Source organism: Peribacillus sp. TE19612, from assembly GCF_056279465.1.
The window spans coordinates 283,108-298,159 of the sequence record NZ_JBWCCL010000005.1 but is presented as its reverse complement, the minus strand read 5'-3'; the positions used below and the strand labels follow the sequence as shown (position 1 = coordinate 298,159).

Below are 15,052 nucleotides of genomic sequence, written 5' to 3'. Positions count from 1 at the left end.
ACAGGACTTGATCGGTAAACAAAAGTAATGGGAGATGAAATGATGTTTTTGGCAATACGTGAACTAAAGCATTCCAAATTACGTTATCTGCTGATTGGACTGATCATGATATTGGTCGCTTTGCTTGTCTTTATCATTTCAGGATTAGCTAATGGACTTTCTTCAGATAATGCCTCATCCATACAAAACATGAAGGCTGACTATTTCGTTATGGAGCAGGACTCTAAAAATAAATTGAATCGATCGATCATATCGATGGAAAAGCTGGATGAAATCCGGGCTATATCGGATGTTAAAGCAGCCGAAGGACTTGGGCAAATGATGATCACATTGAATAAAATCGGCTCTTCGGAGAAAACGGATGTCACGATTTTTGCGACCGATGCCAATGGGATACTAGCACCGAAGGTCATAGAAGGAACGAGCTATGACAATAAGAAACAAGGTGAAGTCGTTGCAGATCGTTCTTTAAAAGAAGTCGGTTATAAATTGGGTGATTCACTCAAAGATGACCTATCTGGTAATGTTTTCACCATTGTTGGTTTTACTGAAAAGCAGTCTTACAGCCATACACCGGCAGTTTACATGAATGTTAAGGGGTGGCAGGAGATTAATCCTGGATTGAGAAATCACGGAAAAGACTCAATCAGCGCAATAGCCGTGCAAATGGATTCGAAGGAAGAAGTGTATGTACGTGAATCATTGCCTGAAGGATTAATGCTCATTTCGAAAGAAGAATCACTTCAGAGTATACCAGGCTACAAAGAGGAACAGGGGACGTTGACGATGATGATTGCCTTCTTGTTTGTCATCGCAGCTTTCGTTTTGGCTGTATTCTTTTATGTGATTACCTTGCAGAAGACGAATCAATTTGGAGTCCTTAAAGCACTCGGGGCCAATACGGGCTACCTGGCAAAAAGCATCGTTGGTCAAGTAATGCTGCTTACCGTGACATGCATAGCCATCAGTGTTGCCCTGACATACGGCGTCACTTTAATCATGCCAGAAGGAATGCCATTTGAATTGAGTGCCGATTTAATCATTAAATATTCCGTGTTACTTTTGGCTGTATCCGTATTGGGTTCGCTGCTATCACTATACCGAGTAGCGAAGATAGATGCGATCGAAGCAATAGGGAGGGTATCATGATGGGGGATAAACTATTATTTGAAAACGTCAGTAAGGTTTATGGGGAAGGCGATAATAAGGTAATAGCCCTTGATGATATTTCCCTGAATGTAAGAGCGGGGGAATTCGTCGCGATTGTGGGTCCTTCGGGCTCAGGAAAAAGTACTTTCCTTTCAATAGCAGGTGCGTTACTATCCCCGAGCAAAGGTCGCTTACTGCTGAATGGTGAGGATATAACAACACTCTCCCCAAAAGAATTGACTCGGGTGCGCCTTGAAAAGATCGGGTTTGTATTCCAATCGTCGAATCTTGTGCCATATCTCTCCGTACGAGATCAGCTTCTGCTGCTTTCTGAATTGATCGGCAAGCGAGATAAAACAACTGTGAAAAAAGCGGACGAATTGCTTAGCCAGCTTGGACTTGGCCATCGGTCAGGTCACCTGCCAGAAGCACTGTCGGGCGGTGAACGGCAGCGTGTAGCCATCGCCCGTTCGCTGATGAATGATCCAGAAATCATTTTAGCGGATGAACCAACCGCAAGTCTTGATTCCAAAAGAGGCAGGGATGTTGTTGAAATGCTTGCACATGAGGTGAAATCAAGAAATAAAGCGGCCATCATGGTCACCCATGATGAAAGAATGTTGGATTTATGTGATCGAGTGGTCAATATTACGGATGGCAAGGTATTTGGATGAAGTTATACGTAAAAAGTCCGCCGCCTCTCCAAAGGAATTAGGAGTGGCGGCGGACTGAATTGCATGAAGGGGATGGTTAACCGACAGTAAGCGGTGGAATACTAGTCGTTACTTTATATAAACGATTTGCGATTATGTATAATATTTTGCTTGTATCCCAGATGGTTATCTGCTGATTAATCATGTTTTTTTATTTTAAAGAACAAGCAATGATAGGTTGCTTTCACACCTGAATCATTTCGGTATTCTGTGTCGTATATGTTGATTAACTCTCGAAAAAAGGAAGGGCGCTGGCAGTAGTTTTCTTTGTTGCTGTTAGCAGCGCCAATCTTTTTGATTGAAGTGAAAAATTCACGTACTGTCTGAAAGTACTCCAGTTCAAGCTGTTCTATTTTTGTAATCTCGATTGGAGCTGCTGCTGAATAGGGGATTGCTGCTTCGCAAACTTGGGATAATTCTTCCAGAGTGTAAAACGTTTGGCCTGGTGAACTATCCATGGAAAGTTGAAGCTTTTCTTTCGCTTGTTCATATGATCTATGAAGCTCTTGAAAGGTATCTATTCCGAACGTTGAAAATATCAGGCTTCCTTCCGCCGTTAATCGTGTGAAAAGTTTTTCAAGGGTTGCAGGAATATCATTCAGCCATTGAAACGTTGCATTGGAAATAATCAAGTCGTAATTTTCATTTAGCGCCATTTCTTCGATGTCCGTACATAAAAATGTAACACGGTCTTCCTTTGTCAATCCTTTTGCCACTTCAACCATACCGGGTGCCAAATCAACAGCCGTAATGGCGGCATTAGGGAATGTTTTGACGAGTAACCTGGTTAAGTAACCGGTGCCGCAGCCGATTTCAAGAATATTGATTTTATGATTGGTGTTTTTTTGAGGAAGCAAATCCACTAATTGCTTTGCCATGTTTTTTTGAACATTGGCATACGCATCATATGTTTGCGCGTGTTCACTGAATCGCTTGCTTAACAATCGTTTATCTATCATGAACGTACTCCTTTTGAATAAATGTTTTTATATGCTCCATACATTCCTCTGGTTTTGTGAAAAATGGAATATGACCAGCACCTTCGATAATACGAACCTCGGCTTTCCCACCCAAATTCTCTTTAATGAAAAATGAAGCTTCAAATGGACAAATTTTGTCTTCCCTCCCATGAAGCATTAAAAAGGGGGCTTCAATCCGGTCGAGTCTTGCTCGAGCATCTTTCTGAAGTAAATAATCCAAACCAATCAGAAGCGAAAACACATCATCTCCATGAAACTCGCTTTGAATGGTCTTGGTGAATTGATGATAAAAACCTGCTTCTTTTTCAGCATCGGAAAACATCGCTTCATAGAAGGAAGTCAAAGTCTTCTCTTTATTGCGCGGCAGTTGTTTCTTCATGCGCTCGACCATTCGCGGATACCAGCCAAATGAATAATTTTCTCCTGTAGTGAACCGACTTGTTGCGCCAAAAAGGATAAAACCTTTTATTCTTTCTCGAAAAGCACTTGAAAGTTCAAGTGATACTAGTGATCCTAATGACCAGCCCAATAAATAAACAGGACCATCGAGGGAAGCGATTGTGTTTATGACCCGTTCTTCAAAGTCATTTAGTGCCTTCATATCTCTCCAATCTATAAATGAAAGGTGAAATAGTTCTGACAGCGGTTTGATTAACGGTTGAAACGCCTCTTTTTCCATTCCCCAGCCAGGAAGCACGACTAAATTAGGCTGCTTCATTCAACAACACCCATTTCTTTTCTAATGATCGAAACTTTTTGAACTGCCCAATCAAGATCTTTTTTATCGTGGAGAGCTGTTACGGTAAACCGGATTCTCGCTTCATTTTCAGGAACGGTCGGCGGCCTGACAGCAATAGCAGCAATTCCTTCTTTTTGCAAACGTGCAGCAAATTCCATCGCTTTTTCGTTTTCCCCGATAACGATAGGAACAATTTGTGATCGGCTTCCGCAAATGTTAAACCCGTAATTTGTGAGTTCTTCTCTAAAGTATTCTGAATGTGTTTGGAGCAGTGAGCGGCGTTCCGGTTCTTGCTGTACAAGTTCAATCGCTGTTTTTATAGCACCAAGTATGGCAGGGGGAAGTGCAGTTGAATAGATGAATCCGCGCATGCGATTTTTTAAATAGTCGATGAGCCATTCTTTCCCGACAACATAGGCCCCGAATGAACCAAGCGCTTTACTGAATGTTCCCATTTGGATATCTATTTTATTTTGAAGATGGAGATGACCGGCATAGCCTTCACCGTTTTTACCGTAAATGCCGCTTCCATGTGCTTCATCTGTCATTAACATTGCGTTATAACGTTCCTTTAACAGAACTAGGTCTTCAAGATAAGCGAAGTCACCATCCATGCTGAAGACCGTATCCGTCACGATTAATTTACGTGCTTCAATCGGTGATTTTTTCAAAAATGCTTCTAAATGATCTAAATCATTATGACGATAGCGTATATGCTTTGCTCTGCTTAAAAGAGCTCCATCGACAATGCTTGCATGATTCAATTTATCGCTATAAATAATATCGTTACGGGACAGAAGGGTGGAGATTATTCCAAGGTTCGCGTTATATCCACTGTTGATGATGAGTCCTGCTTCGGCCTTCTTCCAATTGATAAGAGCTTGTTCCGCCTGCTCGTAAAGAGGATGATTGCCAACAATTAAACGTGAAGCCGTTGCTCCTGCACCATATGTATATACGGCATCAACCATAGCCTTTTTCAGCCGCTCATCTCCTGCATATCCTAAATAGTTATTAGAAGCTAGATTAAGCATCCTGCACCCGTTGATCGTAAGCCAAGGCTGCTCGGCACATTCGGTTGATACGAGTTCACGCTTTTGCGAAATCTCTTCTAAATGAGCCAGTTCTTTTTTTATTTTTTCTTCCCAACAAGGTAAACGTTTTTCACTGTGCATGGACATTCTCCTTTTTATATGTTAACTAAAATTAATATAGGTTAACATATAAAATATTCTAATCATGACTCAATGAAACTGTCAAGCTATGAAAAGGAGCATGAGAATAAAGTAATGATCCATTAATCTGGGAGAATTCAAGGGGGCGGAAAAGGCTGGTAGATTATTTAGATATGTATCTAACCCGATAAAAAATAAGTTTAAGGGGAATCGGGAGGCGGTTTTGTTAAGCTAATGTATAAAAGAGCTTAATGAAATTGGTGCCTTTATGTATTAAGCTCGTTCATTGAAGATAATCTAACTTCCAAGGTAGTCTTTTTGTTAAACCTTGAAATCTTTGAAGGATTAAATGGAATTCCATGTTACTATAGAGCAGTGAAATTTAACAGAATTCACATTAACCATTACATAAAGGAAGGGTATAAATATGAAAAAGATTTCTTTGGATGTTTTCTTTATATTAATAGGAGCTTTTATTTTCGCTTTGGCAATAAATCTTTTCGTCATTCCCAATGAGCTTGGTGAGGGAGGAGTCACGGGGATAACCATCATTCTGTTTTATCTTTTTGAATGGTCACCAGGGCTGTTAAGTTTGATCATTAACGCTGTCCTGCTCATTGTCGGTTATAAATTTTTGTCGAAAATGACAACGGTATATACAATCGTAGCCGTTGCCTTTAATTCACTTTTCCTTCATTTAACCGAAAGTTGGACGATATCTTCAGATGAATTGGTCATCAATGCGATATTTGGCGGGGTTTTTGCAGGTGCAGGTATTGGCATGATCATTCGTGTTGGAGGAACTACTGCCGGTACGACGATCCTTGCCCGAATTACGAATAAGTATTTGGGATGGAGCTTAAGCTACGGACTTCTGTTTTTCGATTTAATCGTTGCGTTCTCATCTTATTTCATCATTGGCGCAGAAGGTCTGATGCTCACTATACTAATGCTTTATATTGGAACAAAAACGATGGAATTCATCATTGAGGGATTGAATCCGAAAAAAGCGATCACCATCATTTCAAAAGAAGCGGACCAGATTGCAAAACAAGTAACCGAATTGATGGACCGGGGGGTCACTGTTTTTAGTGGTCATGGATACTATACAAAAGAATCCAAGGATATTTTATATATCGTTATAAGTAAGCAAGAGGTACTAAAGTTAAAGAGAATAGTGCAGTCAACGGATAGCAATGCTTTTATAGCCATACATGATGTTCGGGACGTATTCGGTGAAGGTTTCCTGGATATCTCGAAGTCCTGATGGTAATAATGTATAAGCGAAATGAAAAGGCCTAATTTGGCTTTTTTATTTTGTATGGCGAAAAAACTATAAATTCTGAATAATTTGTTATATTATGTAAGTAAGAAACCACACACCCTGAGGAGTGCAGCCATTAAATGTGGAGGTGTCCAAGATGATCCTTTTAAAAGTGGATGACAGAAAGTTTGGGAAAAGCAATATCAAGTACAGTGTCGTTGATAAGGAAACGAATGAATTGATCATTAGCGGTGTGTTTAAGGAATTTGGACAAGCAAGCGATAAATATTATGAATTGAAGGATGAATACGGTCCTTCCAATGTGAAGATGATATTGAAGTGAAAAGAGGGGGACCGACGGGTTTCCCTTTTTTCGTATAATGCCGGGAATGAAAATGCCCGTACAATAAATAATCGGATAAAGGAATAATCAAAGGTTTCTGAATCATATAATTAGATTAAGAGAGTTCTTAACATCCTTTTTTTACAATATACTACAATTTTATTGTAAAGTATGGAATTTGGTGGTAATATAAAGCGCATAAATGTAAACGTTTGCAATGTTTTTGTGAGGAGGTGATGTAAAAGAAGTACGATAGACTATGAATTTTATAGAATGAATGGCTTTTATTTTACTAATTTTATGCAAACGTTTTCTTAAAATTGCATGAATATTATGAGAAAAAGGGAGAGTGGGTAGGCATGAAGCGTAAAAAATGGTACGGGGGAATTCTTACTGTTTTATTGATTTTTAGTGTGATTTTGGCTGGATGCTCTTCTTCAACTGGCGGAAACAGCGACTCAAAGGATGTCGTGACGCTGGATATATTTCAATTCAAGGTAGAATTCAAGTCGCAATTCGAGACATTGGCAAAACAATATGAAAAAGAAAATCCAAATGTGAAGATCAAGGTATCGACAGTCGGCGGCGGAAATGATTATAAATCAGCCATTACGGCAAAGTTCGCTTCAGGTGAGGAGCCAGCGGTGTTTAACATTGGCGGACCGGTAGATGTCGCACAATATAAAGATAGATTAACAGATTTAAAGGACACGAAGGCTGCTGCTGCAGCACTTGACGGTACTTTGGATGGCGTGGAAGAGGACGGGCAAGTCCTTGGACTTCCATTTAACCAGGAAGGATACGGCTTGATTTATAACAAACGGATATTTAAAGAAGCCGGAATCAATCCTGATGAAATTACAAGTTATGAAGCCTTAGAGGCGGCAGTTAAGAAAATCGATTCACAAAAAGACAAATTGAAAATCGATGCAGTTTTCGCTTATCCGGTCAAAGAGAAGTGGGTGACAGGAAACCATTTATCCAATGTATTCTTATCACCGGAGTTTGATGGGAATGTGTTGGAAGCAAGTAAGGCATCGACGGTTAAATTCACGGATGGTGACAAGTTTAAACAATTGGTCGATATCCAAAATGAGTATTCCGTCCAACCGACAGCAAGTCTTGATTACTCCCAACAAGTGGAGGAGCTGTTCTCGCTTGAAAAGGTTGCGATCATTCAGCAAGGTAACTGGGTGTATAACACAGTCTATGATATGGATCCTGAGTTAGCTGAAAAGGGAATTGGCATCATCCCGATTCCAAATGGAGACAATGCAGGCATGCCGGTCGGTGTACCGAACTATTGGGCAGTGAACAAGAAATCGGATGAAAAGGTACAGGAAGCAGCGAAGAAGTTCCTCGACTGGATGTATACATCCGAAGCAGGGAAAAAAGCCGTTTTGGAAGATTTTAAATTCATTCCTGCTTATGAAGGATATGATGTAGAAAAAATTGCCGATCCAATTTCAAAAGAAATTTATAAATACTCTCAAGAAGGAAATACGATTGGGTGGGTGTTTAATGGATATCCGGTCGGGTGGAATGATGATCTTGGTGCAAGTGTCCAAAAATACGTAACTGGTAAATTGACTTGGGAGGAACTTGTCCAACAGAACATTGAAAATTGGGAGAAGATTCATAGCAAATAAGAGTTGGGAAATGCAAGTGACCAATCGGCAAGAAAAACGTGTCGATTGGTTGTTCCTTATTATAGAAAAGCCGCTAAGAGATTCATCAAATAACCCAGTCATGATCTAACCCATTAACTATTAAATCATTTCAAGGAGGTCGGTTTCGTTGAGAAATCGGGATGCCGCATATTGGCTGTTTTTGACACCTGTTCTTGCTGCACTCATTTTGGTTGTGATCGTGCCACTCATCTACGGATTTTATTATTCCTTTACGAATTGGAACGGTTTAGGGACACCGGATTTCATCGGTTTTAAAAATTATATAGACTTGTTTACGGATAAAGGGTTCCTTGATACATTTTGGTTCACGATTAAATTTTCCGTAGCGGCAATTGTGGTAATCAATATCATCGGATTAAGTTTGGCCCTCATCGTGACTTCGAAAATTAAATCAAGCAACATATTGCGGACAGTTTTCTTTATGCCCAATTTAATTGGCGGCTTGATACTCGGCTTTATTTGGCAGTTCATTTTTATTAAGGTTTTCGGTGCGATTGGTGATTTAACGGGGATCGAAGCATTTAATGGGTGGTTATCAACGACTGATACAGGATTTTGGGGATTGATCATTTTAACGTCTTGGCAGATGGCCGGATATATCATGATCATTTATATTGCCTATCTGCAGGCTGTTCCTGAAGACTTGATCGAAGCGGCAAAAATTGACGGAGCGAACAGCTTCCAGCGTTTTCGACATATAACTTTTCCGCTAGTGGCACCTGCTTTTACCGTCAGTTTGTTTTTGACGCTTTCCCACTCGTTCAAGATCTATGATCAAAACCTTTCTTTGACGAATGGAGCTCCCTATAATTCAACTGAAATGGTTGCGATGAACATTGTAAAATCCGCCTTCACCGAAAACGATATGGCATATGCACAGGCAAAAGCCGTTATCTTTTTCGTTATCGTGGCGGTCGTTTCGCTGACACAAGTCTATTTCAATAAAAAACGGGAGGTTGAGCTGTAATGAAGGGAAAATGGAAATTGTGGCTGATTGGATTCATCGGATTCATTTTGGCCATATTATGGCTCACTCCGTTTTATTTAATGCTTGTCAATGCTTTTAAAATGAAACGGGATATATTTGCCGATACATTGGGACTGCCTGAAACCTGGACATTGGAAAACTTCACTCAAGCTTTCGAGCAATTGGATTTCCTCCGGACTTTATTCAATTCTTTATTGATATCGGGCGTCAGTGTAGTCATCATCATCATCTTTTCTGCGATGGCAGCATACGCTCTTTCCCGAAACAAAAGTAAAATAAGTTCCCTGCTTTTCTTTGTGTTTGTAGCAGCCATGCTGATCCCGTTTCAGTCTGTGATGATACCGCTCGTTGCCCAATTCGGACAGCTTGGGATGCTGAACAAGGCTGGACTGATTTTCATGTATTTAGGTTTTGGCTGCAGTCTATCCATATTCCTATATCATGGTACCTTAAAAGGGATTCCCCTCTCACTAGATGAGGCAGCAAAGATTGATGGTGCAAACCGATTTCAAGTATTTTGGTATATCATATTTCCACTATTAAAGCCGATGTCCATTACAGTTGGGATCTTGAATGTCATTTGGATATGGAACGACTATTTGCTGCCATCCCTTGTTATTGGCGGCGCGGGATCGGAGACCATTCCACTTAAATTATTCTTCTTCTTCGGACAATATACGAAGCAATGGCATCTCGCCTTGGCTGGACTTACTTTATCCATAATTCCAGTCATCATTGCGTACTTTTTTGCTCAGAGGCAAATTATTAAAGGAATTGCAGATGGAGCCGTTAAATAACTATTTAAATATAGGGAATATTAAACCATGTGCGGTGAACGGGGAGTGTTGATGAATTTGTCTGTTACTATAAAAGACGTTGCCAAAAAAGCAAATGTCGCTCCATCAACGGTATCGCGTGTAATCCATAACAGCCCGACAATCAGTGAAAAGACCAAGCGCAAGGTACGCAAGGTATTAAAGGAAATGGGCTATCATATGAATGAAAATGCCCGGAACTTAGTCACGAAGTCAACTAAGGCCATTGGGATCGTCATGAAAAGTTCGGCAAGGGAATCACTTTATAATCCCTTTTTTCCCGAAGTGATCCGGGGCATCGGGGATTTCTGTAATAAAGAAGGGTACAGTCTTTCTCTGACTACCGGCGAGACGGAGGATGCCATCTTTGAGGATGTCGTGAAAATGGTCCAGGGCAGAAGAGTGGATGGCATGATTGTTTTGTACTCTAAAAAGGACGATAAAGTGGTGCCGTATTTATTGAAGCAGGGCTTCCCGTTCGTTTTGATCGGGAAGCCAAGTACGAACATGAGCGGTATCACATTCATTGATAACGATAATGTTCAAGCGGCCAGGGAAGTATCGGAGTTTGTAATCAATCTTGGGCATGAGCGAATCGCCTTTTTAGGAGGCAGCCCCGAGTTTGAAGTGATTCAGGACCGCTTGACAGGCTTTCAACAAGCGATGGAACAGGCCGGAGTGGATGTGCGACAGGAATATATCAAATTGATTCCTTTAAATCGAACGGATGGAATAAAGGCGATTGAAGAATTGCTGGAATTGAAGGAGGCACCAACCGCTTTTTTGGTTATGGATCTTTTATTGGGTGTGCTCTTACTTGGAGTGTTAGCCGAAAAGAACTTGAAAGTGCCGCAGCAAATAAGCGTCGTCTGTTTTAACCACTCAGAATTCATAGAATTTTTAAGTACCCCGCTGACAACGGTTGATATCCATACGTATCAGTTAGGGTATGAAGCCGCAAAATGCGTGTTCGATCTTATTGCAAATCCGGAAATGATGGAAAAGAGCATCAGCATTCCTACCAAAATCATAAAGCGGGAGTCGCATTTTGTTGCTGAAAAGGAAATTAAATGAAAATTGTAGAAATGTTTTACCAATTAAAGCTTGATTTTTGCTAACATAAATTTACAATATAGATTATCACTATTATTTTTGAAAATTCATACTTTCTAAGGTCGATAAGTATGTTCTTATATTTTGATCATCCCTAACGCAAACGTTTGCGTTTTGAATAAAGAGGTAATAGTTAAACATCAAAACAAGTTGTGATTCTTGAATGGAGGAGGTTGTTCATGAGAGTCCTTGTATGGAATGAGTTTCGCCACGAGAAAACAAAGCCTGAAGTAGCAAAAGTATATCCGGATGGCATCCATGGTGCAATTGCCGGCTTTTTACAAAGTGAACAGGTCGAGGTGAGGACCGCTACTCTCGATGAAGAAGAGCACGGATTAACCGAGGAAGTACTGGAACGAACCGATGTACTGCTTTGGTGGGGTCATGTTGCACATGATGAAGTTCAAGATGAAATCATTGCAAGGGTTCACAAGCGAGTACTCGAGGGAATGGGTCTCATCGTCCTCCATTCTGGTCATTTTTCAAAGATCTTCAAACGATTGATGGGAACGACTTGTGATTTGAAATGGCGGGTGGCGGATGAAAGGGAACGGCTTTGGGTAGTCGATCCGAGTCACCCTATCGTTGATGGAATCGGAGAATATATTGAGCTTGAAAAGGAAGAGATGTACGGGGAACATTTTGATATTCCTGCACCAGATCAATTAATATTCGTCAGTTGGTTTGAAGGCGGGGAGATATTCAGAAGCGGTTGCACGTATCAGCGGGGTAAAGGGAGGATTTTCTATTTCCGTCCAGGACATGAAACATATCCTACCTACCATAATCCGGAGATTCAACGTGTGATTAAAAATGCCGTTGATTGGGTCAAGCCGGAATTTGGAATCGCAACGAACTATGGTAAAGCCGAACCGTTGGAATCCATCTCATCCAAAGAGCTGAAGTGAAGGAGAGAACAAAATGGGCATAGTGAAGGTAGGAGTCATTGGATGCGGGAGTATCGCAAAAAACAGGCATTTTCCGGAGTATGAATCACATCAGGAAACGGAGATCATTGCCGTTTGTGATATTGTGCCGGACCGGGCGAATGCAGCAGCACAAAGGTATGGAGCGCAAGCATATACTGATTATATAGAACTTTTGAAGAATGAGGAGATTGAAGCGATCAGTGTATGTACACCGAATTACCTGCATGCACGCATCACGGTTGCGGCCTTGGAAGCGGGTAAGCATGTCCTATGTGAGAAACCAATGGCTACTTCTTTAGCAGACGCTGAAAAAATGAATGAAGCAGCAGCGAAAAGCGGCAAAATACTAATGATTGGTCATAATCAGCGATTTGTTCCCTCTCATCAAAAAGCGAAACAGCTTATTGAGAGCGGGGAGGTAGGGAAGGTCTATAGCTTCCGGACGGCTTTTGGACATTCCGGGCCGGAAACCTGGAGCGTGGACGGACTGGAAAGCTGGTTTTTTAAAAAGGATCAGGCGGTCATTGGTGCAATGGGCGATTTAGGCGTTCATAAAGCTGATTTATTACGGTATATCCTTGGAGAAGAATTTGTTGAAGTGGGAGCCTTTGTGGAAACGACTGCCAAGAAAAACACAGACGTTGATGACAGTGCGGCCTGTATCCTCCGGACGGAGAACGGTATCATCGGAACTCTTACCGCCAGCTGGTCTTATGCAAAAGAAGACAATGCTACGGTCATTTATGCGGAAAAAGCGGTATTGCGCCTTGAAGACGATCCGAAATACTCACTGATCATCCATCATGATAATGGAAAGACAGAAACCATCCAATTAGGAAGCATCCAGACTAATGACTCAGAAGGACAGCATGATTCCGAAGTGATCAGCCACTTTGTAAAATGTGTGGTGGACAATGAGGAGCCTCTTGTCTCAGGAGTTGAAGGATTAAAGTCATTAAAAGTCATTCTTGGCGCGATGGAATCAAATGCATCCCGAAAAATCATCCGCTTATAAAGGGGTTAAAAGTCATCATGTACAAATTAAAAATGGGTATTATCGGTGCTGGAGGAATTGCCCAAAAAAGGCATATCCCAGCTTTTCAAAAATTTCAAGATAAAGTGGTTTTATACGCCATTCAGGATATAGATGAAATGAAGGCGCGGGAAGTGGCGCGGGAATTTCATATCGAAAAGGTATTCACCAATTATGAAGAAATGTTTGCTGAAGTGGATGCTGTTACAATCGCAACGCCAAACAAGTTTCACGCGGAGATTTCCATTGCTGCCCTGCAAGCGGGTGTACATGTGTTATGCGAAAAGCCGATGGCCATTACAACCGAGGAATGTTTAGCGATAACCGAGGCTGCAAACATATCCGGTAAAGTGTTATCGACTGCCTATCATTACCGCTTCATGAAGGAAGCCCAGGCTGCAAAGAAAATGATTCAGGCCGGTGAAATCGGTGAACCGTATGTAGCGCGGGTACAGGCAATCAGGCGGCGCAAAGTCCCTGGCTGGGGAGTTTTTACAAGCAAGGAATTGCAAGGCGGGGGAAGCGTGATCGATTACGGCTGCCATTTGCTCGATTTGGCATTATGGCTGATGGATGACCCAGAACCGATTGAAATCGTAGGTTCGACATATAATTATGTCAGTAAGGGTGTCGATCAGGTCAATTTATGGGGCAATTTCGATGCCTCGGTATTTGAAGTGGATGACCATGCCACGGCATATATCAAATTTGCCAACGGAGCATCTCTATTATTCGAAACATCTTGGGCAGCGAATATCCGTGAAGAAGCAACTGTTTTGAGTTTATCCGGAACGCAGGGCGGACTTGATGTGTTCCCGCTGGTCTTGAATCAGGCTAAGCACGGCATGCTTTTAAACAGTGAGGCAGTATGGATGCCAGGGGAGGATACACCAGACCTGCAACAGGCAGAGAACTTTATTAACAGCTGTCTGGGGTTGGCAGAACCCTTGGTAAAACCATCGGAAGCCATGAAAGTTTCGAAAATAATCGAAGCGATTTATCAAAGCTCGGCAAGTGGGAAGGTCATGAGCATAAATTAATGAAAAGGTGAGGTGGGGCATGTGAAATTAGGGATCTTTACAGTGCTATTTGCTCAAAAATCATTCGAGGATATGCTTGATTATGTCGCGGATTCCGGATTAAAAACAGTTGAAATCGGTACAGGCGGGTATCCAGGGAATATCCATTGTCCACTCGATGAACTGCTCGAAAGTGAAGAAAAACGCCAAAAATACCTCGAAGCCGTTCAAACAAGAGGGTTAACGATCAGTGCATTCAGCTGCCATGGCAATCCAATCTCTCCTGATGAAGCCTTCGCTAAAGAAAGTGATGAAACACTGATCAAAACAATCAAGCTTGCATCCTTACTGAACGTCCCGGTCGTCAATACCTTTTCTGGTACAGCGGGTGATCACGAAGGAGCTAAATATCCAAACTGGCCCGTCGCCCCATGGCCGAATGAGTATACAGATGTGCTGAAATGGCAATGGGAAGAAAAATTGATCCCATATTGGAGGAAAGTGGCCGCCATTGCCGATGAACACAATATAAAAATCGGCCTTGAACTGCATGGGGGCTTTCTCGTCCACACACCCTACACCTTGTTAAAACTGCGGGAAGCTACATCTGATGTGATAGGCGCCAACCTTGATCCAAGCCATCTTTGGTGGCAGGGCATCGAACCAGTAGGAGCCATCAAAATCCTAGGGAAAGCGGGAGCAATCTACCACTTCCACGCAAAAGACACATACCTGGATCAGGATAACATCAATATGTATGGATTGACCGACATGCAGCCTTATGGCAATATCCAGAACCGTGCCTGGAACTTCCGCTCTGTAGGATGCGGCCACAGCCTGCAAGAGTGGTCCGACATCATGAGCGCCCTTCGCACATACGGTTACGATTACGTCGTCAGCATCGAACACGAAGATCCGCTGATGTCAGTTGAAGAAGGATTCCAACGGGCCGTAACCAATCTGAAAACTGTACTCATCAACGAAAGTCCAACTGATTTATGGTGGGTATAATTTAGAGCCGATAACGAGCAGCCTAATGCAGGTTGCTTTTTATTTTCGCCCTTACTCGTGCAAAAGTGGATAAGTGGAATTCACGAGTAA

Annotated in this window: 15 protein-coding genes; 12 read left to right on the top strand and 3 right to left on the bottom strand. The window is 41.8% G+C overall.

The features are described 5' to 3' along the window. Positions 1–42: 42 nt before the first annotated feature. Entirely contained in the window at positions 43–1,149 is a 1,107-nt protein-coding gene (locus tag ACZ9AO_RS11560; protein ID WP_476109103.1) for an ABC transporter permease, read from the top strand. Continuing rightward, entirely contained in the window at positions 1,146–1,823 is a 678-nt protein-coding gene (locus tag ACZ9AO_RS11555) for an ABC transporter ATP-binding protein (protein ID WP_476109102.1), read from the top strand. The genes ACZ9AO_RS11560 and ACZ9AO_RS11555 overlap by 4 nt, the downstream gene beginning before the upstream one ends. 176 nt (positions 1,824–1,999) lie before the next feature. Here the strand turns inward: ACZ9AO_RS11555 and bioC are convergent, their stop codons facing one another. From bioC to bioF, 3 genes are read right to left on the bottom strand one after another with little or no spacing between them, the layout of a single operon-like run. After that, positions 2,000–2,821, bottom strand: a complete 822-nt coding sequence (gene bioC, locus ACZ9AO_RS11550) for a malonyl-ACP O-methyltransferase BioC (protein WP_251542452.1) — start codon at positions 2,819–2,821, stop codon at positions 2,000–2,002. After that, the gene (locus tag ACZ9AO_RS11545; RefSeq protein WP_476109101.1) at positions 2,811–3,560 is read right to left on the bottom strand and encodes an alpha/beta fold hydrolase; all 750 of its coding nucleotides are present in this window, start codon (positions 3,558–3,560) and stop codon (positions 2,811–2,813) included. The genes bioC and ACZ9AO_RS11545 overlap by 11 nt, the downstream gene beginning before the upstream one ends. Beyond that, entirely contained in the window at positions 3,557–4,756 is a 1,200-nt protein-coding gene (bioF, locus tag ACZ9AO_RS11540) for an 8-amino-7-oxononanoate synthase (protein ID WP_476109100.1), read from the bottom strand. The genes ACZ9AO_RS11545 and bioF overlap by 4 nt, the downstream gene beginning before the upstream one ends. Before the next feature lie 427 nt (positions 4,757–5,183). Between bioF and ACZ9AO_RS11535 the strand changes: the two genes are divergently transcribed. From ACZ9AO_RS11535 to ACZ9AO_RS11490, 10 genes are all read left to right on the top strand, one after another. Then, positions 5,184–6,023 (top strand): YitT family protein, encoded by an 840-nt coding sequence (locus tag ACZ9AO_RS11535; RefSeq protein ID WP_034305961.1) that lies wholly within the window; start codon positions 5,184–5,186, stop codon positions 6,021–6,023. 154 nt (positions 6,024–6,177) lie between these two features. Next, complete coding sequence (locus ACZ9AO_RS11530) at positions 6,178–6,363, top strand: hypothetical protein (RefSeq protein WP_034305959.1); 186 nt, start codon at positions 6,178–6,180, stop codon at positions 6,361–6,363. A gap of 359 nt (positions 6,364–6,722) precedes the next feature. Then, positions 6,723–8,012 (top strand): ABC transporter substrate-binding protein, encoded by a 1,290-nt coding sequence (locus ACZ9AO_RS11525; RefSeq protein ID WP_251542459.1) that lies wholly within the window; start codon positions 6,723–6,725, stop codon positions 8,010–8,012. 148 nt (positions 8,013–8,160) lie between these two features. Next, complete coding sequence (locus ACZ9AO_RS11520) at positions 8,161–9,021, top strand: carbohydrate ABC transporter permease (RefSeq protein WP_034305954.1); 861 nt, start codon at positions 8,161–8,163, stop codon at positions 9,019–9,021. Beyond that, positions 9,021–9,839, top strand: coding sequence for a carbohydrate ABC transporter permease (locus ACZ9AO_RS11515; RefSeq protein ID WP_034305951.1), 819 nt, complete (start codon positions 9,021–9,023; stop codon positions 9,837–9,839). The genes ACZ9AO_RS11520 and ACZ9AO_RS11515 overlap by 1 nt, the downstream gene beginning before the upstream one ends. Positions 9,840–9,896: 57 nt before the next feature. Continuing rightward, a complete protein-coding gene (locus tag ACZ9AO_RS11510) occupies positions 9,897–10,931 on the top strand; it encodes a LacI family DNA-binding transcriptional regulator (RefSeq protein WP_251542461.1) in 1,035 nt (344 codons plus the stop codon). A 218-nt stretch (positions 10,932–11,149) separates the two neighbouring features. Beyond that, complete coding sequence (locus ACZ9AO_RS11505; protein WP_034305948.1) at positions 11,150–11,878, top strand: ThuA domain-containing protein; 729 nt, start codon at positions 11,150–11,152, stop codon at positions 11,876–11,878. 13 nt (positions 11,879–11,891) lie between these two features. Further along, positions 11,892–12,914: a Gfo/Idh/MocA family protein gene (locus ACZ9AO_RS11500; RefSeq protein ID WP_048686706.1), complete on the top strand. Its 1,023-nt coding sequence runs from the start codon at positions 11,892–11,894 to the stop codon at positions 12,912–12,914. A 17-nt stretch (positions 12,915–12,931) separates the two neighbouring features. Beyond that, positions 12,932–13,972: a Gfo/Idh/MocA family protein gene (locus ACZ9AO_RS11495; RefSeq protein ID WP_034305944.1), complete on the top strand. Its 1,041-nt coding sequence runs from the start codon at positions 12,932–12,934 to the stop codon at positions 13,970–13,972. A 21-nt stretch (positions 13,973–13,993) separates the two neighbouring features. Continuing rightward, positions 13,994–14,962, top strand: coding sequence for a sugar phosphate isomerase/epimerase family protein (locus ACZ9AO_RS11490; RefSeq protein ID WP_476109099.1), 969 nt, complete (start codon positions 13,994–13,996; stop codon positions 14,960–14,962). Positions 14,963–15,052: the final 90 nt, after the last annotated feature.

Excerpts from the sequence above, each read along its gene's own strand:
- ACZ9AO_RS11560 (WP_476109103.1), top strand. The coding sequence starts at position 43 with ATGTTTTTGGCAATACGTGAACTAAAGCATTCCAAATTACGTTATCTG.
- ACZ9AO_RS11555 (WP_476109102.1), top strand. The coding sequence starts at position 1,146 with ATGATGGGGGATAAACTATTATTTGAAAACGTCAGTAAGGTTTATGGG.
- bioC (WP_251542452.1), bottom strand. The coding sequence starts at position 2,821 with ATGATAGATAAACGATTGTTAAGCAAGCGATTCAGTGAACACGCGCAA.
- ACZ9AO_RS11545 (WP_476109101.1), bottom strand. The coding sequence starts at position 3,560 with ATGAAGCAGCCTAATTTAGTCGTGCTTCCTGGCTGGGGAATGGAAAAA.
- bioF (WP_476109100.1), bottom strand. The coding sequence starts at position 4,756 with ATGCACAGTGAAAAACGTTTACCTTGTTGGGAAGAAAAAATAAAAAAA.
- ACZ9AO_RS11535 (WP_034305961.1), top strand. The coding sequence starts at position 5,184 with ATGAAAAAGATTTCTTTGGATGTTTTCTTTATATTAATAGGAGCTTTT.
- ACZ9AO_RS11530 (WP_034305959.1), top strand. The coding sequence starts at position 6,178 with ATGATCCTTTTAAAAGTGGATGACAGAAAGTTTGGGAAAAGCAATATC.
- ACZ9AO_RS11525 (WP_251542459.1), top strand. The coding sequence starts at position 6,723 with ATGAAGCGTAAAAAATGGTACGGGGGAATTCTTACTGTTTTATTGATT.
- ACZ9AO_RS11515 (WP_034305951.1), top strand. The coding sequence starts at position 9,021 with ATGAAGGGAAAATGGAAATTGTGGCTGATTGGATTCATCGGATTCATT.
- ACZ9AO_RS11505 (WP_034305948.1), top strand. The coding sequence starts at position 11,150 with ATGAGAGTCCTTGTATGGAATGAGTTTCGCCACGAGAAAACAAAGCCT.
- ACZ9AO_RS11500 (WP_048686706.1), top strand. The coding sequence starts at position 11,892 with ATGGGCATAGTGAAGGTAGGAGTCATTGGATGCGGGAGTATCGCAAAA.
- ACZ9AO_RS11495 (WP_034305944.1), top strand. The coding sequence starts at position 12,932 with ATGTACAAATTAAAAATGGGTATTATCGGTGCTGGAGGAATTGCCCAA.